Origin of the sequence: Prosthecobacter sp. (assembly GCF_049294395.1) — a bacterium.
Classification (GTDB): domain Bacteria; phylum Verrucomicrobiota; class Verrucomicrobiia; order Verrucomicrobiales; family Verrucomicrobiaceae; genus Prosthecobacter.
The window spans coordinates 1-23,139 of the sequence record NZ_JBAQCR010000356.1; the positions used below are offsets into that span (position 1 = coordinate 1).

Consider the following 23,139-nt stretch of genomic DNA (forward strand, 5'->3'; position numbering starts at 1 on the left):
GAGCCCGCGACCCAGTGGCTGGAGGCCGAGGAGTGCGCGGTATTAAGCGCCTGGGCCACGCGTCAGCTCAAGACAAAAACTCCAAGTCCACCCAGCATCGCCGAGGCGGTGCGCTGGATCGCGCGGCTGGGAGGCTACCTGGATCGCAAGAACGATCCACCGCCAGGCATGGAAGTCCTCTGGCGAGGTCTGCGCCATCTCCACGACATGACCGAAACCTGGAAGCTCGTTCATGTTGTGGGTAATAGTTAGGCTGCTGCGGGTCCGAAGTTTCGGGTCTGTGGCGTCGCAGGCGATGAAAAAGGTGCGCCGTCCTGAGGGCTGCGAAGGGGGGCAGCGCATGGGCCACCGGTACGCGGCTCCACGACCTTCGGGCGCGGCAGTATGTCATCCTATGGTATGAAGTGTCTGATTATGAGATCAATAGAATGCACTATTGTGCAAGCCTCATCACCCTGCGGGCCAACAAGTGAAAAACCATCCTTTCATCTTGCCAGACCATTCATCCTTGTCGCATAAAGGGCGCTGTCACTGCGCGGGTGCGCATGGTGCAGCCATGTCAGGCATTTCTAAACTAAGCTTATCCTGAAATGAACCAGCCTAAGGCATACGGCAAATCCAAGTGGCACGACGAGGCCGTGGCTAAATTCGGGCTGCCCCAGGATCATGCTTCCCATCACATCGTGTTCTTCTTTCGCTGGTGCATCGAGCACGAGTTCGTCAGTGACTGGCTGCGGACCGAGTTGCCTGAAGACTACGCCGCAGTGCGCGAAGGACGGCTCAGCGCCCTGGATTACTTCAAGATGCTCGACCGCTGCCTCATCGACGACATGCTGACCGACGAAGGCAATGCCTTTGCGGCGGCCTATTTCGACTACAACACCGGGCGTTACATGGAGGATCTCATTGTCACACTCAAAGGTTCCTTGCCGTCCGAGTACCACATCCCGTTCAACGACGACACCTACGGACGCCTCAAGCAGGTGATCGACGGGCGCTACGCCGCGTGGAAGGCAGGCGACGTGACAAACGTCTCCAAGGCCCAGTCACCCAAACGCCCCTGGTGGCAGTTTTGGAAATGACCGTCAGGTCAAACCTGCGCTGTCCGGCGCTGGCTGCGCGAATCCCCAGGAGTTGAAAGGGTTCAAATGACCGGCTTGGAAGGGCCGTCCGCGCGTATACCCCCCGAGGAATTTGTGGAATTTGCGGAAGTCTCCCCCTAGCGGGTGGCGTGTGGAAACCACCCCCCGTTGAAATGGTTGAAAAGGTTGAAGTCTGCTCTTTAGGCATGGCGTGTGGACACCAGCCCCCGTTGAAACAGTGGAAGCCTCCACCGGTGGCGACACCGGATGTAGCGCAAGCCTCCGGCTTGCACCTGTGGGCGCTGCACCCCTCGGTCCACGGCGCGCTGCAGCGAAGTTCGCCTTGCGCCGCGCTGCACCGATGCTGAGTTGGCGGAGTCGCCCCCACTTCCATGCCTCGCCTCGTTCTCACTGAAGCCCAGAAGCAAGCCATCCGTCAGGCTCAATCCCCAGAAGCAGCGTGCCATATGGTCTGTGATGTCGCCGACGAGGCTTTCTTCTCCGGGAATCCGGATGAAATCACGGGCTGGATTCGCGATGTGCTTTGCGTCGAGACTTTCTTCGGGGCCATGTGCGATGGCGGAGTGGACACCTGGTTTGACTGGGATCACGGTCGTCTGGCGCACCTGGTGCCAGACGCCCTCCGTGCGGTCGGTCTTCCCGAATTTGCCGCCTGTGCGGACAAGGCATTGGCCGTCCATTTCCCACCTCCTTACCCAGCCACCATTCAGGAGTGGGCAGAGGCCATCGAGAAGATTCGGGCTGCTCAACGGAAAAACGTTTTCAAGTCCGTTTACGACGCCATCGAGGAGGAGTTCTTTGCGCTCTACTTCACAGACAAGACTTACTTTCGTAACAAGCTGCACCGTTATGTTCTCGAGCACCTTGAGGATTGAGTCCGGGCAATGTCCCATTCACATCTCATGACCGTCCGCTTCGCCGATTCGTATGTTGAAAAACTCTTTGCAGAGCGGGACTTTCGGGGCGGCGCATGTCACTGCCGTCGCGAGCTCAGCTTTTGTCTGTTAGTCTTTGCTCGCACACCATGAAATCCAATAGCGAAAACAGATATGGCGAATTCCGTGAACTTGAGCGCACGGCGAGGCACTATCTCATGCATCCGGATTTGATCCCAAAGGCATCGAGTCTCGACGGTTGGTTTTTGCGGCTGCAGCTTTGGCATTTTCCTTCGTTCTCGGCGAATCGCTCCTGGTTCATTTACCAGAAGCGCGAGCGTGGAGTGCGTGGCGCCCAGACCCTTCTTCGTCAGACGACGTGGGACTACGCGGCCGACTCACAACGTTTTTTCGAGCCTCTCACCGGATTGGCGCAGGGGTTTCATACGCAGCCGACCATCGAGGTCCGCGACCGGCCGCTTGAGACAGCAGTGTTTGCAGCGCGTCTTTCGACTCTTGAGCAGATCTCTTTTCCTGCCTTCTGTGGGTGTCCAGGCGGCATTGACGGTGAGTTTTATGGCCTTGCCTTCCCACCACCTGCCGCAAGCGTCTGGTGGTGGTGTGAAGGCCCTGAGTCATGGAGGTCACTTACCCAGTGGTCTGCCGACACTCGCGACTGGCTGGTTGGTATTGCTGACAGCCTTCCGCAACCCGAGCAGAAAGAAGCCTCTAAGCCACGCATTCCATGAACTCGACAGGAAACGACCGGGCAGGCGTTCCGGCGAATTCCTTTCCCTTTGGGCACCCACGGTACACGGGCACTCACCCCGCCCACGGAAAGCGGTAGCTGCGTTTCCTTCTTCGCTAAAGCTACGAAGGAAAGGCTGTTCCTCACTTCGCGACCGCAGTCCAAATAGCCTCGTGGTGCGACGGCGCTTACCCCTCGGCGCTCTCCCCGCTCTTCGGCTCACGCACCACGCGATCGACCGCATGCTTCGTGATGATGTTCCCCTGGGACTCGCGGCCTTTGATGGCGATGGAGTTGAAGGGGAATTTGATGGAAAGGTTGCGCAGGTAGAGGGCGGGCTTGAGGTGGACGACGACGTTTTGGGCGTTGGAGTCTTCCTCGGTTTCGTGGCGGATGAAGTATAGGACGTTGGAGCCGGGGGTGCCTTTGGTGAGGACGTATTCCTTGTCGCGGGTGACACCGCCGATGCGGAAGCGCTTGGCCAGCAGGCCGCCCTGGCGGCCGTCGCGGTAGATCATGGTGTAAACGGCGCTTTCGTCCTTCTTGAACAGATTGACGTAGAGCGGGTTCTTGCCCACAAAGAACTTCGCAGCAGCCTTGGTCACGCTCATGTTGCCTTCGCGGGTGAAGAAGAGCACATCGTCCAGCGGGGAGCACTTGCAGATGGGGTCGCCTTCGCGCTTGAGGCTGGTGCCGGCAAAGCCTTCCTTGGCATTGAGATAGAGCGTCTCGCCCTGCACGATGACTTCGGCAGCGGCCACGCGGTCAAAGCCGCTCACAACGGTCTTGCGCTCGCGGCCTGGGCCGTAGGTCTTTTTGAGCTCTTCAAAGTGGCGGATGGTGTACTTGGTCAGGCCCTTGAGGAACTTCTCGGCCTGATCGATCTCCTCCTCCAGTTCGCGGATGTGCTCGTCGGCCTCGAAGCTGTTGAACTTCGAGATGCGCTTGATCTTGATCTCGGTCAGGCGCGCCACGTCGTCATTGGTGACTTCGCGCTTGAGGATATGGAGGTGGGGCTTGAGGCCCTTCCAGATGGCTTCCATCACGGCCTCCCAGGTTTCGGCTTCTTCGATGCGGCGGTAGATGCGGTTCTCGATGAAGATTTTTTCCAGCGAGCTGAAGTGCCACTTCTCGTTGAGCTCTCCAAGCAGGATGCCGAGTTCCTCGCCAAGGATTTTCTTGGTGTTCTCCGCGCTGGCTTTGAGCAGGTCGTTCACGTTCATGAACTGCGGCTTGTCGTCCTTGATGACGACGGCGTTCGGTGAGAGTGAGATTTCGCAGTCGGTGAAGGCGTAGAGCGCCTGGATGGTCTGGTCCGTGTCCGTGCCTACGGGGAGATGCACGACGACCTCCACCTTGTCCGAGGTGTTGTCCTCGACGCGGGCGATCTTGATTTTGCCCTTTTCATTCGCCGCCACGATGCTGTCCATCACGCCACCGGTGGTGGTGCCGTAGGGGATCTCGGAGATGATGAGGATGTTCTTCTTCGGGCCTTCCTCGATCTTGGCGCGAATGCGGATGCGGCCGCCGCGCATGCCGCCGTTGTAGTCGCTGGCGTCCATGATGCCGCCGGAGATGAAGTCGGGCAGCAGGTTCACCGGCTCATCCCGCAGTGCGGCGATGCTGGCATCACACAGTTCAATGAAATTGTGCGGCAGGATGCGGCAGGAAAGACCCACGGCGATGCCTTCCACGCCCTGCGCGAGCAGCAGCGGAAACTTCACCGGCAGCGTCACCGGCTCCTTGTTGCGGCCGTCATAGGATGCGGCCCACTCGGTGACCTTCGGGCTGAACACGACATCCAGCGCAAATTTGGACAGGCGTGCTTCGATGTATCGGGGAGCCGCAGCGTTGTCGCCGGTGAGGGTGTTGCCCCAGTTTCCCTGGGTGTCGATGAGCAGGTCCTTCTGGCCCAGCTGCACCATGGCATCACCAATGGAGGCATCGCCATGCGGGTGGTATTTCATCGTGTTTCCCACCACGTTCGCCACCTTGTTGTAACGGCCGTCTTCCAGCTCGTCCATGCTGTGCAGGATGCGGCGGTGCACCGGCTTCAGGCCGTCATTGATGTGGGGCACGGCGCGCTCAAGGATGACGTAGCTGGCGTAATCGAGAAACCAGTCTCCATAGAGCGTGTCCACCGGCTTGTGCTCCACAGGGGCGGCGGATGGCAGGATGGGGGAGAAGGCTTCTTCAGCGGATTTTTTGGAGGACTTTTTGGCCACGGCGAAAAGGGGGAAAGAACAGGGGCGGCGAGAATAGACAGTGCCGGTGGGAGTGCAAGGGCTGGCAGCGCGGATGGGTGAACTATCAAGGCCTGTGAATAGTCAGGAGAACGGTGGCTCTCTTACAATCAACTGAATTGTGCAGCGCCGGGACGGTCGCTTCTTCACAGCTTTGAAAATCTGCGCATATATGAAACGCGAAAATGCAATTCTCCAGCTGGATGATCGTCGCATCAGGCCCGGCCTTAGGGGTTTGTGTGCCCTGCTTCTGCTGGGTGTCGGGAATCTCGTAAAAGCAGATAGTGTTAGCCATGCCGAGACGGATGCTCTGCTGGCAGAGGCCGCACGTCTGGCACCTGCTGCGGAGGCGGTGGTGCTGAGTGTGGGCGCCGTTTCCCCGGCGGAATACGTCACCAAGGGAAACTGGAGCGCCGTCATCCCATGGACGCCGCACATTCCTACCTCCGCCGCCATGCTGCCGGATGGCCGATTGCTGACGTTTGCGTCCAATCAGCGCACGACCTTTCCAGACGGGCCCCAGTTTACCTACGCCGCCGTGTGGGATCCCGCCACGGGCCTCTTCACCGAGATCAACAACGGGCGGCATGACATGTTCTGCGGCGGCCTGTCGTTCCTGCAGGACGGTCGGCTTCTCGTGAATGGCGGCAACGGCATCAATGGCACCACGGCGCTGGCCAGCTTGTTTGACTGGCGCACGAATGAATGGGTGCCCGCGCAAACGATGGCGGATGGCCGCTGGTACAATACCAGCATCGCCCTGCCCAACGGCGAAGTGCTCACCGCAGGCGGCAACGGCGGCGCGAATGGCAACGGCACCATCGAGCAATGGAATGCCAGCTCCGGCTGGCGGCGCATGAGCGGCATCTCTTGGCAAACGGTGGCGAATCCACCCATCGCGAATGCGATTGAGACCAACTGGCATCCCTTCTTCCTCGTGGCCCCGGATGGCCGTGTCGCGCACTTTGGTCCGCATCAGGCGCTGAACTGGATCACCGCCTCAGGCACTGGCGCGATGACTGCGACAGGGGCCAGCATTCCCGGCACGCATTATCCGAAGCAGGGCGCATGGGCCATGTATGCGCCGGGCAAGGTGGTGGTGGCTGGGGGACTGACAGCCATTGATGACGGGGTGGTGGTGAACAAAGCCTTCACCGTGGATCTCAATGGCGCCACGCCCGTGGTGGCCCCCACCGCGCCGATGGCAAATGCGCGCTCCTTTTCGAACTCCGTCATGCTGCCAAACGGCGAAGTGATGGTGGTGGGTGGCAACACCTCGGGGCAGTTCTTCAGCGACCTAGGCACGGTGTTTACGCCGGAAATCTGGAATCCCACGACGGGGCAATGGCGTGCGGTGGCGGACATGTCAGTGCCGCGCAATTACCACTCGCTCGCGATGCTGCTGCCCGATGGCCGCGTGTGGTCGGGTGGTGGTGGCTTGTCGGGCGATGCGCTGACGGATCATCAGGATGCACAGGTTTTCACACCGCCGCAGTTGTTCAATGCGGATGGCCCACCCGCTGTGCGCCCCGTTATCACGGCAGCGCCGGATCGCATCGGCCCCGCGTCCATCTTCACGGTGAACGCCAGCAATGGCGTGCAGTACTTCAGCGCCATCAGCATGTCTGCGCAGACGCATTCGGTGGACACCGGCCTGCGGCATGTGCGCTTCACGCATACGAATCCATCGCCAGGCGTGTATGCGGTCACCGCACCGCCGAGCATCAATGTGCTCACCCCGGGCTACTGGATGATGTTTGCGGTGGATGCGAACGGCGTGTGGTCCGTGTCACGCATCATTCAGGTCACGAACTCCACACTGCCGGTGGTGACGAATCCCGGCCAGCAGAGCGTGACGCAAAACAGCGCGGTGTCTCTGCCCATCAGCGCCAGCGCCACGGGCGGCACGCTGAGCTATACCGCGAGTGGTTTGCCCACCGGACTCGCCATCGATGCCGTCAGCGGCTTGATCTCCGGCACCGTGACCGCCACACCGGGAACCTACCGCAGCACCATTCTGGTGAGCGCGGCAGGGCAGGTGACTTCCGTTTCCTTCAATTGGATCGTGCTGCTGCCCAATCTCGGCAGCGGCCAGATCATGCGCGAGTACTGGACGAACATCAACGGCGCCACGGTGGCCAGCCTGACCAGCAACACCTTCTTCCCCGCGAATCCGAATGGCCGCGATCTGCAGCCGTCCTTTGATTCACCTCAAAACTGGGATGACAGCACCGGCCAGCGGCTGCGTGGCTTTCTCTACGTGCCTGTCACCGGCCAGTATCAGTTCTTCATCTCCAGCGATGATGAATCGAGCCTGAAGCTGAGCACCGATGCGAATCCCGCCAACGCCGTGGAGATCTCCAGCCAGCCCGGCTACACACCACCTCAAACCTGGACGTGGTATCCGCAGCAGACCTCCGCCCTGATCACCCTGCAGGCCGGCAAACGCTACTACATCGAAGCCTTGATGAAGGATGGCACGGGGGACGATCACCTCTCGGTCGGCTGGAAGAAGCCGGGAGACGCTGCGGTCTCCATCATCGCGGGCACCTACCTTTCGCCTTATCTCCCCATCGAGAATCCGGTGGTGGCGTGGAATTTCGATGAAACGAGCTGGAACGGCACCGCGGGCGAAGTGAAATCCACCGCCGCAGGTTTGGTGGCCATCGCAGGCACGGCAAGCGGCGGCGCGAACACGACGAGCGCCAATCCCGCGCTCAGCGGCAATCCCGGCACAGGCAGCAGCGCGTTGTTCAACGGCACCACGCAAAGCGTTTTGATGCCTTACAGCGCATCGCTCAATCCGAACGACTTCACCATCGCCGCGTGGGTGCGACATGATGCAGCGCTGGGCACGGCACGCTGCGTGCTCGCCTCGCGGGATGAATCCACCGCCACCAAGAAAGGCTACGGCCTGTGGGTGACCCCAGATGGCTTCTGGCAGCTTCGCACCGGGGAAGACACTTCGGGATTGAAAGGCGGCGCGATCACCGTGGGGCAGTGGACGCATGTGGCGGCCACCTTCCGCACCACGAGTGCCAGCGGCGCGAATCTGACCGGCGTGCGCCGATTGTACCTCAACGGCATTCTCGTCAACGAAGACACCGGCACCTACATGCCGAACGCTTCCAAACCATTCACTGTGGGTGCAGCCGACAGCCCCGGCACGGCCTTCTTTGCAGGAGCGGTGGATGAGGTCACGCTGCATCAGGCCCCCTTGTCCCAGCCCGACATCCTTGCGCTGCGCGATCTGCGCCACGCCACCAGCATCGTGCCGCAGAATCTCTCACCGCAGATCACGAACCCGGGCGCGCAGGCCTCGCTCATCGGCGCGGTGGTGTCCTTGCCCGTCACGGCGAATGATCCAGAGAACGATCCCATCACCTTCAGCGCCACCGGATTGCCCTCGGGGCTTTCGATCTCGCCGGGTTCAGGCGTCATCTCCGGCTCCGTCACAGTCGCAGGCACGTTCAACGTCACTCTCACGGCCAGCGATGGCATCAGCACACCTGCCACAAGCTCCTTCGTTTGGAACGTCACCGCAGGGCTCACGCTGCAGCCTCTGGCCGCTGCACCGAAGGCCACCGGCGCTGCACTCACCTTCACCGCGCAATCGGCGAACGGCATCAACACGCGCTACAAATGGAACTTTGGCGATGGCACGCCTGAGACCGCATGGCTCACGACCACGAGCATCGCGCACACTTACGCCGGACCGGGACGCTATCTGGTGACGCTCACCGCCACGGATGACACCGGCATCACGATCACCAGCACCTTCTATCAGGCGGTGTATGCCGCGCTCACCACGCGCAAGCCCGCCGCCTCCAGCAGCATCGTCTATGAAGATCGCGCCACCGGCAATGACCGCGTCTGGTGCGTGAATCCGGACAACAACAGCGTCACCGCCTTTGATGTGGTGACGCGTGCACGCTATGCCGAGATCACCGTGGGCACCGCGCCACGCAGCCTGGCTCTGGCACCGGACGGCAGGCTGTGGGTGACGAATGTGGAGACGGGAACGATCAGCATCATCAACACCAGCACACGCGCAGTCGCCGCCACGGTGACGCTTGCGTATGGATCACGGCCCTTCGGCATCGTCTTTGATCCTGCGGGCACGGCCGCATGGGTGACGCTGGAAAGCACTGGGCGCGTGCTGAAGCTGAACCCCAGCACCGGGGCCCAACTCGCTTCCATCGATGCCGGCGGCCCTGTGCGGCATCTCTCGATTTCCGCCGACAGCGCACGCGTGTATGCCTCACGCTTCATCACGCCACGCGTGGCCGGTGAAAACACCGCCACACCGATGCTCACGGGCGCAGGCGGTCAGGTGGTCGTCATCGGCACGGTGGCGCTTGCCGTGGAACGCACCATTTTGCTAAGCCCCAGCACCGCTGCGGACACCTCCACATCCGCACGCGGCCTGCCGAACTATCTCGGTGCCGCCGTCATCTCGCCCGATGGTCTTTCCGCGTGGGTGCCTTCCAAGCAGGACAACATCCAGCGCGGTGTCTTGCGCGATGGCCAGCCTTTGAATCATGAAAACAGCGTGCGTGCCATCGTCTCACGCATTGATCTCACCGCGCAGACGGAGCACCTGCCTTCACGCGTGGACATCGACAACGCAGGCATGCCCAGCGCCGCAGCGTATGATCCTTACGGCATCTATGTCTTCACCGCGCTCGAAGCCAGCCGCGAGGTCGCCATTCTCGATGCGTGGTCACATCAGGAAATCACCCGCTTTCCCGCAGGCCGCGCACCGCAGGGCGTTATCACCTCGCCGGACGGCAGCACGCTTTATGTGCAGAACTTCATGGACCGCACCATCACGGTGCATGACGTGCGCGGCATCACTCAGGGCGGCAACACAGCACCCGTCACCACGGCCACGCTCAATGCCGTCACCACGGAAAAACTCACCGCCCAGGTGCTGAAGGGCAAGCAGCTCTTCTACGATGCACAGGACCCACGCCTCGCGCTGCAGCAGTACATCAGCTGCGCCGTGTGCCACAACGATGCCGGACACGATGGCCGCGTGTGGGATCTCACCGGCTTCGGTGAAGGCCTGCGCAACACCATCACGCTGAAAGGCCACGCCACTCACGGCATGCTGCACTGGACCGGCAACTTCGATGAAGTGCAGGATTTCGAAGGGCAGATCCGCGCCCTGGCCGGCGGCATCGGACTCATGACTGACACGCAGCTCAACACCGGCACTCGCAATCAGCCGCTCGGCGATGCGAAGGCGGGTGTGAGCGCGGATCTCGATGCGCTGGCCGCGTATGTGAAATCACTCACCGTCAACGGCAACAGCCCAAGCCGCACTAGCAGCGGCGCACTGACCACGGCGGCCACAGCCGGGCAGCAGGTCTTCCGCTCGCAAAACTGCGCCTCCTGCCACAGCGGGGTAAACTTCACCAACAGCGCGCTCAATGTCTTTGCCAACATCGGCACCATCAAACCCGCCAGCGGCAAGCGCCTCGGCGCGGCGCTCACCGGTCTGGATGTGCCCACGCTGCGCGGCAGCTGGGCCACGGGCCCGTATTTGCATGATGGCTCTGCGGCCACGCTTTCCGACGCCATCACCGCGCACAGCGGCGTGACGCTGACGGCCACGGACCTGTCCAACCTCGCCGCGTTCGTGGCCAGCATTGACGATGCCCCCACCACGGCACCGCTGCCATTCACCGTCGCACTCACCACCGCCGCCACGAATGTGACCACTGCATTCAACGTCACGGTGGCCTTCAGTTCTTCGGCCTCAGGTTTCACGCTTAGCGATGTCGTCGTCACGAATGGCGTTGCCTCCACCTTCAGCGGCAGCGGCGCGAGTTATACCTTCAGAGTCACCCCCACCGCTGCAGGTGTGGTCACCGTCAGTGTTCCAGCCAGTGCCGCCACTGACAGCACGAGCCTGGGCAACTCCGTCTCCAATCTGCTCAGCGTGACTTATACGGACACCACGCCGCCGACAGTCGCGCTCAGCACTCCGGCCACCAGCGTTGCCACGCCGTTTGTCGTCACCGCCACCTTCAGTGAAAACGTCAGCGGTCTGCTCGCTGTCGAATTTGCCGTCACCAATGGCACCGTCACCGCTTTGTCCTCTGCCGGCGCAGTTTATTCCGCCACCGTCACGCCCACCGCTGCGGGCACTGTGACGGTCCGTCTTCCCGCAGGCATGGTGCAGGATGCCTCGGGCAATCCGAACACGATTTCCAACTTGCTGACGGTCACCTACGCTCCGGTCATCGTGGGGCAGACCGTGAGAATCCAGGCGGAAGATTTTGACGAAGGCGGGGAAGGGGTGGCCTATCACGATGCTGAAGCCATCAACATCGGCGAGTATGTGTCTGGCCTCCGCTACCGCACCACCGGAGTCGATATTGAACCTTCCAAAGACGCGGACGGCACGCCCTCCATCGGCTGGATCACGGCGGGCGAATGGCTGCGCTACACCACCATTCTCCCGTCGGGGAACTACAACTTCAGCGTGCGCGTGGCCACCTCCTTTGCAGGTCCGGTTCCGGTGCGCGTGCTGATCAACGGCACTCTCGCCACGACGATCAATGTCACCGATACGGGAGGCTTTTATTCCTGGAAAACCTTCTCCGCCACAGGACTCACCGTGCCTGCTTCTGCCGTCGTTCGCATCGAGTTTCCAAACGGAAACCTCAACTTCAACTGGATGGAGTTCGTCAATACCAGCAGCCCGCCCGACACCACGCCACCAGCGGTCACACTCGCCACAGGTTCCTCCAGTGTGTCTGCGCCATTCACCGTGAGCGCCGCCTTCAGTGAAGCCGTCACCGGAGTCGCGTTGACTGATTTCACGGTCACCAATGGCGTCGCTTCAGCACTGAGCGGCAGCGGTGCCGCCTACAGCGTCACCATCACACCCACAGCCAATGGAGCGGTGACCGTGGCCATGCCCGCTGGTGCTGCTGCAGATGCCGCCACCAATGCGAGCCTCGCGTCAAACACCCTGAGCGTGACCTACACCGTGCCCGTGCCTGCGCCCACGGTGCTGCTCAGCACTGCCTCATCCAACGTGACGGGTGCCTTCACCGTGAATGCGGTTTTCAGTCAATCCGTCACTGGCGTCGCGTTGAATGATTTTATCATCACCAATGGGGCGGCTTCAGCTCTCAGCGGCAGCGGCGCCACCTACAGCATTCTTGTCACACCCACGGCGGCTGGAGCCGTCACCGTGAGTGTGCCCGCCAATGCTGCCACCAACGCCACGGGCGGAGCCAACACCGCGTCGAATCTGCTCACCACCACTTACACACCGCTGGACACCACGCCGCCGACGGTTGCGTTGACCACTCCGGCCAGCAGCGTCACGGCACCTTTTGTGGTCACCGCCACCTTCAGTGAAACCGTCACCGGAGTTGCCTTGAATGACTTCACGCTCACCAACGGTGTGGCTTCAGCACTGAGCGGCAGTGGTGCAACCTACAGCGTCACCATCACCCCCACAGCCAATGGCGCGGTGACCGTGGCACTCCCTGTCGGCGCGGCCTTTGACGCCGCCAGCAATGCAAGCCTGGCCTCAAACGCCCTGAGTGTGACCTACACCGCGCCCCTGCCTGCTCCTACCGTGTTGCTCAGCACCGCCTCGTCCACTGTCATGGGTGCCTTCACGGTCAATGCGTTTTTCAGTCAAACGGTCACCGGTGTGGCTTTGAATGATTTCATCATCACCAATGGGGCGGCCTCCACACTCAGCGGCAGCGGCGCCACCTACAGCATTCTTGTCACACCCACGGCGGCTGGAGCCGTCACCGTCAGAGTGCCCGCCAATGCGGCGACCACCGCCACGGGCGGAGCCAACACCGCATCGAATCTGCTCACCGCCACTTACACTCCTCCGGACACCACACCGCCGACAGTCGTGCTCTCCACTCCTGCCAGCAGCGTCACGGCTCCCTTTGTCGTCAATGCCACGTTCAGCGAGAACGTCACCGGCCTGCTTGCTTCCGAGTTCACCGTTACCAACGGCACGGTCACCGCCTTGTCCTCCGCCGGGGCGGCATGGGCTGCTACCATCACGCCCACGGCAGCAGGCAATGTCACCGTCAGAATCCCGGCAGGCGTGGCGCAGGATGCCGCAGGCAATCCGAACACGGTGTCCAATCTCATCACCGCCAGCTACACGCCAGCGGTCAACACCAACGGCCTCACCGGGGACTACTACATCGGTAAAAACTTCGAGCAGTTCAGCTTCACGCGCATGGAGTCCACGGTCAATTACACCTGGGGCACCGGCAGTCCTGATCCACGCATTCCAGCCGATGGCTACAGCGTGCGCTGGCACGGATACCTCATCCCGCGCTACACGCAGACTTATACCATCATCCCCGTCACCGATGACGGCGTCCGCCTCTGGGTCAATGGCCAGCAGGTCGTCAATGATTGGAACAATCACGGCGACACCTGGAACAACGGCGTCATCGCCCTGCAGGCCGGCGTGGCCGTCCCTGTCGTCATGGAGTATTATGAAAGCACCGGCGGTGCCACCGCCCGCATGCTCTGGGAAAGCCCAGGCCAGACGCGCGAGGTCATCCCGCAGAGCCAGTGGCTCGTCAATGCGCCTGCGGCACCGGCGGCTTCGCCGAACACCATCGTGCTTGCTTCCATTATTCCCGGCACCGTCGGTCTCCCCAACAACCTCGCCACGACCAACAGCGATGAGGACAGCGCTTCGGACCTTCTTGAAGTCGCGCTCGGCACTGCGCTCACCAGCGGCATCACCCGGCCCGGTGAAGGCTTGCAGCTCGTCACGCGCAGCAACAGCAGTGTCGATGCCACCCTGCTGCGCCCATCGGGTCAGGGCACCTTTACCTTCAAGCTCGAAAGCAGCAGCGATTTGATCAACTGGTCCCCACTCGTGGCGACACCCACAGTTGTCGCTGAAGGCAATGGATGGGAGCGGGTGACGTGGCCGGATCTCCAGGCACTCCCCGGGCAGAGCCTCGCGCGTGGCATCATCCGTCTGCGGATCACTCAAACCAACGGTGGCACCACCACCAGCGCGCCTTTGGGATGGCAGCAGACCATGCTCTATTCCGGCACCCAGACCTATGGCCTCAATCTCAACCATGAGGCTCTCTTCACCGGTTCGGTCAGCAGCGCCACCGCCAACAGTGTCACACTCAGCGAGCAGGCGTCCGTGGCTTCTGCCATGGATCCCGCGCAGCATTACTATCTGGAAATCATCAGCGGTCCTCAGGCCGGGCATCGCCTGGATCTGCAGAGCATCACCGGCGTCGCGTGCCTTGTCGCGGATGATTCGCTAAATACCACGCTCTCAGCTTCGGCCGTGGCCGGCTTGTCCGGTGCACGTGTGATACTGCGCTCACACCGCACGCTGGGCGAAGTCTTCAATCCGACACTCTTCCAGGGTTCCTCCACCGCCGCTGGCGCAGATCAGGTTCTGTTTCACAACTCCTCGGATTACATCACTTACTGGCTCTATGACCTTGGAGGCACCCGCAACTGGGTTTTAAATGGAGGCACCGCGACCAGCATGAATGAGACCCTCATTCCGCCTGGCACAGGCGTGATGCTGCAAATCGCCAGCGCCAGCCCCTCAGCACTGCTCAGCACCGGCAGTGTGCGCACCACTCCCTTCGCCCGACCGCTGCAGGCTGGCTACAATCTCTTCGCCAATCCCTGGCCGCTCGACGCCTCGCCTGCCCAGACTCGGATGACCTCCTTCCCCTTCCTTGCCAGCACCCTCCTTTCCGCTTCCTCTCAGATGCAGTTTTGGAAAGGTGATGGCTCCGCCGGTGTGAGGGGCTATCTGGCCAGCTGGCTCTTGCAGATGCCCGGCCAGCCCGTTCCTGTCTGGATTTCCATGAGCTCTGCCGCCACCACTTCTCAGAACAACGCCCCGCTGCTGCGTACCGGTCGTGCCACCTTCATCAAGATGCCGCAGAGGGCCAGTCCTTCCGTCTGGATCATTCCGTCGCCGTGAGTGCGAAATTGGGAACTATCTGCTCGCAGGTCTTCACTGAGCTGCTGGAGATTTCCGCGCACCTGTGGGTGATGGTGGTGGCCCGTTGATGCGCGTGTTCTCGCGAATGAGGCGGATACGTTTGAAGACAGGCTCGGCTTCGGAGTCGCGCTGCTGGGCTCTGAGCAAGTTGCCCAGACTGGTGAGCTGGGGAATGAGGGCCGGGTGCTCTGCACCGTAGATTTTTTCTTCGATCACCAAGGCGCGTCGGTAGAGCTGCTCTGCCTCCTTGACCGTATCACCGGTGTTGAGTTGAAAGGCCAGCCGTCCCAGGCTGAGCGCCACCTCACGGTCCATGGGTCCCAGGGCTTTCTCGCGGATGGCCAGTGACCGGCGCAGCAGCGGAGTTGCATCCCGGCCTTGTCTGGTAGGAGCCAGAGTCAGGGCAAGGCGATCAAGACTGTCGGCTGTTTTGAGACTCTCCGGCCCCTGTGTTTTTTCGCACAGCTCCAGCGAGCGTCGGTAGAACACGGCGGCGTCTTCATCACGTTGGGAGCGGTGAAGCACAGCACCGATTTTGTCCAGGGCGGCGATGCGGTCCGCCTGCTGGGTAGCGGGATTTTCCTCCGCCAGTTTCAGCGCTCGCCGCAGCAGTTGCTCTGCCTCATCGAGCAGAGGCGTGGCCTTGGAGTATTGTGCCTTGTATTGCAAAAACTCAGCGCAGTCATTGAGCAGGCTGCGCGTGATCTGCGCGTCTCCGGCCTTGTCACCGAACTGACGCTGAAACTCCAGCACCCTCGACACATGGGGCAGGGCGGGCTCCCAAAACTCACGCGACCGCATGCGCTGCGTGGCCGGATCTTTGGCCACGACGGCATGCATCAGCGAGGTGGCCCGGCCAAGAAACTCAGCGCCACTCTGCAAGCGCAAGAGCGCCTGCAACGGCGTCGGACAGGTGATGCTCAAGGGCTCCTGCGTGATGAGAGCATGGCGCTCCAATTCATCGAACCCTGCTTCCACTTTGGCATCAGGCGCTTTATCAGCGGGGGCTGCAAAGGTCCGCGCGGCATCAGCCACAAGCTTTGCCTGCTCGGTGAAAAAGGAAAGGGGCACGGCTTCTTCGGCGAGCCAGGGCAGCAAGGCCATGAGCGCACGCGCCGTGGGTGTCAGGTACTTCGCGGAAAGCTGCCATGTCGCGACCAAGACTTTGTCGGGGGATGCTTCGCCCGCTGCCGTCGTTTCCTTGAGCCCGGCTGACTCCTTCTCCCATCGCTGCACATACTCGGCCAATGTCAGTTTTTGCTCCGTGATGCATGCCGCCGCCATGGCCAGTGCGAGAGAGTTTCCTTTCATCTGCTGCACCAGCTTTGCCGCATCAGTCTCCGTGAACTTGGCCGCAGAAAGAGAGGAAATCTGCTTTTTGAGGAATGCGACAGCCGTGCTCTCATCCCAGACCTTGCCATTCAGTTTCAGGACTGCGCGCAGGCCTTCGTCCTCAGCATCGTTCTTTTTCAATGTCTGTCGCAGGGCCTCGTAGTGTTCGGCAATTTCTCTGGTGAACGAGTGCCCTGCACCCATAGACTTCTTGCTCACCTTGATCGCGCGCAGATACAATTTCTCCGCCTCCCTGGGCTCCACATCACACAGGAGGTCAGCCAGATGCTTTAAGACAACAGCGACTTGAGCGTCCTCCGGGCCTTTGGTCTTTTCTAAAATCATCAGTGAGCGGCGAAGCAGTGGCTCTGCTTCGCGGGGTTCACCCGCCTTCACCAAATAACCTGCCAGCACCCTGAGATCCACCGCCACGGTTTCATGAACCTTCCCCAGATTTTTCTCATGAACCGCCAGTTTGCGGCGCAGAAACGGCACAGCATCTTTCCAGCGCTCCATGTCGCTCAAAGTTTGGGCAATCATGGAGAGGGATCCGGTGACCATGGAGTTGTCCGGTCCAAAGGATTTTTCTGCGACCAGGAGCTCTTTTCGATAGGCGGCTTCTGCCTCCGGGTAGCGGCGCAGCGAGTGCAGTGTGTTTGCCAGATGGTTCAGATGGGAGAAGAGACTGTGGTCTTCCGGGCCTTTCGTCCGCTCAATGTTTTCGACGATGCGCTGCTGCAGCGGCAGTGCCTCTTGATGCAGGTTTTGCTCGCTGAGCAGTTGCGCCAGCTGAACACGGCAGGCGCAGGTGATGGCAGCATCCGGGCCCAGTGCTTTCTCCTGCACGGGCAAAGCCTGACGGTAGAATGGCATGGCTTCCTTCTTGCGCTTGGTTCGCTCCAGCAGTTCCGCCAATGTGTAGGCCAACTGGGCCGTGAGCGGATGCTTGGGCCCCATGATGGAGGTGCGAATTTCCAGCGCCCGGCGGAGCACGGGCTCTGCTTCCGCATTGCGCGCCTGGAACAGCAGCAGACCTGCAATGATCGAGTGACAGGTGGCAAGCTCGGCATTTTCAGCACTCACAGCTTCTTCGTGAATCTGAAGCGCCTGCTGGTAGAGCGGCACGCTGCCACGGCCTGTGAGAATGTTTTCCCTCAGGTCTTGTGCTTTGTTGAGCTTGGAACTGACCGCAATATGACTGAGCCCGGAGAGCTTCTCGTGAAGCTTCAGCAGTTCGAGGTACTCAACAAACGCTGATTGAGATTGGTGCATGCTCAGCAGCAGCTCCGCTTTGCTTCCCACACAGGTGGCGGCTTCCGGCGACGACTCGCCATCCGGGCGCTTTTCAATGCAGGTCAACAGACGCTGATAGAGCTCCAGCGCTTCTTTCTCCTGGCCCATTTGCCGCAGCAGGTCGGCGAGATTATTCAGACTCGATTCAAGCTCGGCAGGAGTCACGCCCGAGGCTTTCTCCCGAATCGCCAACGCACGCCGGTAGAGTGCCTCCGCTTCTTGAAAGCTGTCAGCGGCTTCGAGGTGGCTCGCCAGTTCGCTGAGGCGTGCCGCCACCTCGGGCGCTTCCTTTCCATGCTCCTGCTCAGCCTTCGCCAATGCCTCACGCAGCCGCGACATGCCGGCTGATTCCGCCGCATATGCAGCGCAGAGTGCACTGAAGAGAAATAAGACGATGAACCTCACCCCGGCATTCCGTCAGAAATCGGATGCCGTGGAAAGTAAAAAATGGCGGGCTCAAAAAACGAGCGTGGCCTCGCAGTCCTCAAGGCTCCTTTAAAGCCGGTGGCCGATGGCTCTGGATCTGCGCCTTGAAGTCGCCAAGGCTGTTCCAATGCGTGGGCGCATTGAGATCGACTTCCGCGATGGCCAGTGTGCCAAACACATCCGCCTTTGCCAGCACATCGCCGTAGTGATCAAAGATGCCTGAGATCATCCACTGGTTCTTGGTGGCGTCCGTGTAGGTGCTGCTGACGATGTAGACATGATTTTCGCAAGCGCGCGCAGCGGCCAGCATGGGATTGCAGCCCCAGACCGGCCAGGCGATGACTTCGGCTCCCTTGATCGTGAGGGCGCGTGCGACTTCGGGGAAGAAGCCATCATAGCAGACCATCATGCCCACTTTGCCAAAACGGGTATCAAACACCGGATAGTCATGCCCGGGCGTGATGCCATGCTCGATCTCCCCACGCGGCAGGGTCACTTTGCGATACTTGCCCACCAGCGTGCCATCCGGACCGAGAAGCGCCGAAGTATTGTACAGCGTCTTGCCCTCACGCTCCACGAGGCCCGCGACAATGTAGAGATTGTGCTCCTTGGCCAGCTTGCCGAAGTACTCGGTGCTGGGGCCGGGCACCGTCTCGGCGCAATCGGCCATCGTCTTGCCGGTGCCGTAGTAGGTGAGCGTCTCGCCGAGCACCACAAGGTCGGCCTTCTGCTTGGCGGCCTCGGCGATGAGCGGTGCATACTGCGGTGGCTTGTCAGCGGGGTTCTTGCCGTCCTTCGGCTGTAGGTGAATCGTGGCGAGGCGTGCTTTGCGCGGGGCAGGGGCGGGCACGGCAGCGAGAGAGACATCGCTCCACTCCACACGCGCATTCGTCGCCCACTGGAGGTAGAGCTCGATCTTCGCCTGCTTCGCCTTCACCGGCGTACGCAGGGTGCTTTCGCAATGAATCCACTGGCCTGCTTCGCCATCCGGCACATGCGGGTACTCAGGTTCGGCACGTGGCACGGTGCCCTTCGCGTAGCCTTGCTTCGCAGGCTCCTCCCAGCTCACGGGCTTGCCATTTTCATCCTGCCAAAGAATGCGCGCATACACGCTGCGGCGCGCCGTGGGCATGGCGCTGGCTTTTTTCCAGGCGCTGAACTGGTAGTGCTGACCGCCTTCGACCGGCAGCGTGTTTGTCCAGCAGCCGATCCATTGTTCACCCGCACCCGTTTCAAGGATCAGCGCCCCTTTGCCGTCATGTCCGCCCGTCTGGCTCACCTCCGCAGTCGGCTTCGCCTCATCACGCGGAGACCACAGCTCCCAGCCGTCTGAAAACGCCGCATGGGAGGCGGTGGCGAGGAGGCAGAGAAGGGCGGTGAGGGATTTCATGCGGGAGAGTACGCTGGCAGATGCAGCAGTCTTGATGGGATTGATGCAAACGACCTGTCAGAATGACGTTACTCTTCGAATTGAAAATGACCGTCTTGAAACCGGTAGGTTTTGCGAATGTCACCACGGTCCGTGAAACCGATTTTCTTGCCGTCACCGCTGACGATGCCATTTTCAAAGCAGAACAAGATCCGGTATTGCCCGTTCAACTTTGCGGGATCGTTGATCTTGATTTGAAATCTGCCATCAGGCGCGATCCGAGCCGTATAGCTCCGGCTCCAGTATTCTGCGTCCGGGTTTTTGTCTCCCCGGTCGTCAATCAGCACCACGCTATGGGCGGGTTGTTGGGTGACGAGTCTGCCGGTGACAGTCACCGTGTCGGCATTCGGGTCGAAGGCGGCCTTGTAGTCGGTCAGTTTTACTTCCCAAGCTTCAAATTGTTTCATTGCCTTCCCCGTGAACAGAGGATGTCTCCACAGCATGGCTGCTTCGGCGGCTGCCAGATACACGTGGTCGGCTTTTGGACCATGCCGCATCGCGTATCCAGGTGGATTGGGACCCATGAGCGAGTTCCCCAGGTTGAGCGTTGGATCAGGGCCCATATGGGGAAGCCCGAAACCATGGGCCAGCTCATGGATCGTTGACTTGAGCTTGTATTCATAATTAAAGCCCTCAGTCAGTTGCAGGTCTGGACGAATCTCTCCTGGAACCGTGTCGTAGTTGATGATGGCCGCGCCTCCATCACGGGGGTTGCCTTGTCCCATCCAGTTTTCAAAGCGAATGGGCCGGTCTCCCAGGTACATAAAGACCCACCAGACATGGCTTGCTTTCGACACGTTGCACTGCGCCCCTGCTTTGTTGATCACGTTGCCGATGCAGCTCGGTTGGGAATAAGCGCCGCTGGCTGCACTGTCTTTGCCACGAACCTCAAGCAGTTCGACCTGCCCCTTGCCGTCACGCTCGAACAACGTTTTCACCCCTGGTGGGTAACCATGCCGATTCATGCCGGTGAAGAAAAAGGCATCGGCGGCATCTGCGATCTGTGTGATTCGATGCCGGGCGCTTTCTGGAACGGCGAGATCTGCAGGGACAAAGAGGATGATTTTGACCGATCTAGGCAGGCATTCCTTGGGCACTTCTGCGAAGCACTGAGCTGCAAAATAGAAGATGCTGACGGAGATCAGCAACATCATTTTGGCAGGCGGGCTCATGCAAGGGGGCTTCGTGTTATGGCGTGGCTGCTTTGCTCCTGTGGCAATCAAGTCTGGAGCTCTCTCATTGTTGAGGATGGCTTGAGGCGTCGAGTGCTGCGCAGCAGACGACGCCAGCTTTAAGAGGAGGCAGAAGGGCAGATCGATGGGATTCTACTTCTCATCCAGCCCACGGCGGATGCGGTACTTGATCGCCAGCTGGTGCGCCGGGGAATTGGCGAAGGTGAGGCCTTTGATGCGTTCAAGCTGCAGCAGCGCGACGCTCTGCACGGCAGGGTAATGATTCCCGCTGTGGGCGATGCTGAGCAGACGGGTGAGGTAGTCGAGCTGGAGGTTCTGGCGCATGGTGCTCACCGGCTTGGCTGGATCATCACCGGTGCAGATGGCGGTGGTGAGGGTGTTCATGACTTCTTCCAGGCCGAGCTGGTTGCCATAGAGCGCGGAGTCTTCGATGCGCTCCAACGTGCGGCTGTGCAGGAGCTGATCGAGCAAGGTGCGCTGGATCTGGAAGACGCGCTCATGGAGCTTGGGGTCCTCGCCTTCGTCACGATGGTCAAAGCCACGACGCTGCAGCTGGAGGTGGGCGTAGAGTTCAGGCGGCGCGGCGAGCGCATCCGGTGCAAAGGCATACTTCGCCAGCACGGCAAGGGCCTGGCGCTGTTTGTCGGCCTCCACGGGCTTGAATGGCACGGCTCCGGGGGCCTGCCCCTGCACGGCACGCTCCACATAGACACCACCCACGTAACGTGAGATGGCATTGAGCGAGCCGCTGGCTTCTTTCGTCAGGGATGCAAAAGCCTGCGCAACTTCCTGCCAGCTCTTGCCGGGATCCGAGACATCTTTGAGGATATTGGCGAGTTCAACGCGGACGATTTCACAGCGCTGCTCGCCGTAGCTGATGGCATCGCTGCTCATGTCAAAGAGCATGGCGCGTGGATCGATGGCCTTGCCGGGAGAGCGCATGTCGTCGGCGTCGTTGGCAAAGGCCAGCTCAGGCTTGTGCGAGAGGGCGGCAATGGCTTCGAGGCGCTTCGTTTCTTCGATGGGATCTTCCAAAGACTCGCTGTAGCCGTAGTTGATCACCCAGTGGTCATAGGGGCCGGGCTTGGTGGTGAAGTACTGGCCCTGCTTCACACCTTTGGGCGCGATGTTGATCGGCGGGTAGTCCATGACGGAGCCGGTGAGGCCGGTCTTTTCCGTGAGCTCCCCATTGTGAATGTCCTTGAGGCTGTGAAGCTGGCTGCCACGGAAATTGTGGTTCAGGCCCAGCGTGTGCCCGACCTCATGCAGGCAGAGGTAGTAGAGCGATTCTTTGATGAGGCGGTCCATCTCCACGCGGTCGCTCTTTTGCAGGCGCAGCATGGTCTGGCCAAACAGCAGGCCGTTGCGTGCGGAGCCGCAGGCCTCGCAGGCGTGCGGGTTGAAAGCTTTCGTCTGGCCTGCTGCTTCGGCTTCCGTGCCCAGATCGGCGAAGAGCTTCTTGGTGAGCAGGCGCTTGGTGATGAAGCTGTACTCCAGCATGATGTCCGCACCGAGGATCTCGCCTGTGCGCGGATTGGCAAAGCTGGGGCCGTAGCCTCCGAAGGGGGGAGCCACGCTGCTGGTCCAGCGCAGCACATTGTGCTCGATGTCATCGGCATTCCATTTCGCATCATCGGGCTGCTGCTTGACAACGACGGCGTCTTTGAATCCGGCGGTTTCGAAGGCCTCATTCCACTTCAGCACGGCGGTGCGGATGGTGTCGCGGAATTCAACGGGCGTGGTGTTCTCGATCCAGAACACGATCGGCTGCACAGGCTCGCTCAGCGCGGTGCCGGGCTTCTGCTTCATCAGCCGCCAGCGGTGGATGACGTCGCGGTACGGAGCCACGTCCGTGCTCGTCATGTCGGTGATCTGATGGGTGAAGTAGCCGATGCGCGGGTCATCGAGGCGGGGCTTGTAGTCGCTCTCGGGCATGGCGATGAGCGTGTGCTGCACCTTGACGGTGATGTAGCGCGGATTGGCCACATCGGCGGCGGTTTCCCAGGTGGGGCTGGGGTTTTCAAACACATACTCCGCCGTGATGGCGGTGTTTTTGGGGTAGCCGTTGACGCGCAGGATCTTGGATTTGGGCTCCGAAAGCTTGCCCAGCACGGCCTTGTCCCCGCCCATGTTGCTGAACTTCACCTGGGTGAGGTTTTCGCGCAGGAACAGGTTGGTGCAGGAAATGAGATAACCCTCCTCTTCCTCGGCCATGATGATTTCGCTGGTCAAGATGGCGCTGCTGGTGTTGGCCGCCTGGGCTTTGGCCAGGGCGCTTTGCGGATCGAAGTAGAGCTTGGTGTTCTGCTCGACGAGTTCGATGCGGTCAAAGATCTTGTGGATCGTGAAGACCAGCGAGTCGCCGTAACGGCCGCGGTTGTGGCCGGAAGCCACGGGGCCGTCCACGCTGTGATTGAAGTAGATGAACTCAGGGCCGACCTGATTCTTCGCCACAAACAGCCACGGATTGCCACGCTCTGCATCCAGATAGACC

10 protein-coding genes are annotated in these 23,139 nt (G+C 60.8%); 5 read left to right on the top strand and 5 right to left on the bottom strand.

Going from position 1 to position 23,139, the window contains the following annotated elements; translation table 11 throughout:
- From WAW39_RS23800 to WAW39_RS23815, 4 genes are all read left to right on the top strand, one after another.
- On the top strand, positions 1-252 hold a 252-nt coding region (locus WAW39_RS23800; protein WP_422321653.1), incomplete at its 5' end, for an IS4 family transposase.
- Positions 253-590: 338 nt separating this feature from the next.
- Positions 591-1,082, top strand: coding sequence for a hypothetical protein (locus WAW39_RS23805; protein WP_422321654.1), 492 nt, complete (start codon positions 591-593; stop codon positions 1,080-1,082).
- Between the two features lie 392 nt (positions 1,083-1,474).
- Positions 1,475-1,978 carry a DMP19 family protein gene (locus WAW39_RS23810; protein WP_422321655.1) on the top strand — a complete coding sequence of 168 codons (504 nt, stop codon included), beginning with the start codon at positions 1,475-1,477 and terminating at the stop codon, positions 1,976-1,978.
- Between the two features lie 149 nt (positions 1,979-2,127).
- Complete coding sequence (locus WAW39_RS23815; protein WP_422321656.1) at positions 2,128-2,727, top strand: hypothetical protein; 600 nt, start codon at positions 2,128-2,130, stop codon at positions 2,725-2,727.
- Positions 2,728-2,914: 187 nt separating this feature from the next.
- Here the strand turns inward: WAW39_RS23815 and WAW39_RS23820 are convergent, their stop codons facing one another.
- Entirely contained in the window at positions 2,915-4,951 is a 2,037-nt protein-coding gene (locus WAW39_RS23820; RefSeq protein ID WP_422321657.1) for a DNA gyrase/topoisomerase IV subunit A, read from the bottom strand.
- Between the two features lie 190 nt (positions 4,952-5,141).
- Here WAW39_RS23820 and WAW39_RS23825 point away from each other — a divergent pair, with 190 nt between their 5' ends.
- A complete protein-coding gene (locus WAW39_RS23825; RefSeq protein ID WP_422321658.1) occupies positions 5,142-14,951 on the top strand; it encodes an Ig-like domain-containing protein in 9,810 nt (3,269 codons plus the stop codon).
- 33 nt (positions 14,952-14,984) lie between these two features.
- Here WAW39_RS23825 and WAW39_RS23830 read toward each other — a convergent pair whose 3' ends face one another.
- From WAW39_RS23830 to WAW39_RS23845, 4 genes are all read right to left on the bottom strand, one after another.
- On the bottom strand, positions 14,985-17,936 hold the full coding sequence (locus tag WAW39_RS23830) for a tetratricopeptide repeat protein (RefSeq protein ID WP_422321659.1): 2,952 nt from the start codon (positions 17,934-17,936) through the stop codon (positions 14,985-14,987).
- Between the two features lie 145 nt (positions 17,937-18,081).
- Entirely contained in the window at positions 18,082-19,413 is a 1,332-nt protein-coding gene (locus WAW39_RS23835; protein WP_422321660.1) for a carbon-nitrogen hydrolase family protein, read from the bottom strand.
- A 68-nt stretch (positions 19,414-19,481) separates the two neighbouring features.
- Complete coding sequence (locus WAW39_RS23840; RefSeq protein WP_422321661.1) at positions 19,482-20,624, bottom strand: hypothetical protein; 1,143 nt, start codon at positions 20,622-20,624, stop codon at positions 19,482-19,484.
- Positions 20,625-20,777: 153 nt separating this feature from the next.
- A partial coding sequence (locus WAW39_RS23845; protein WP_422321662.1) for a zinc-dependent metalloprotease occupies positions 20,778-23,139 on the bottom strand: 2,362 nt, incomplete at its 5' end.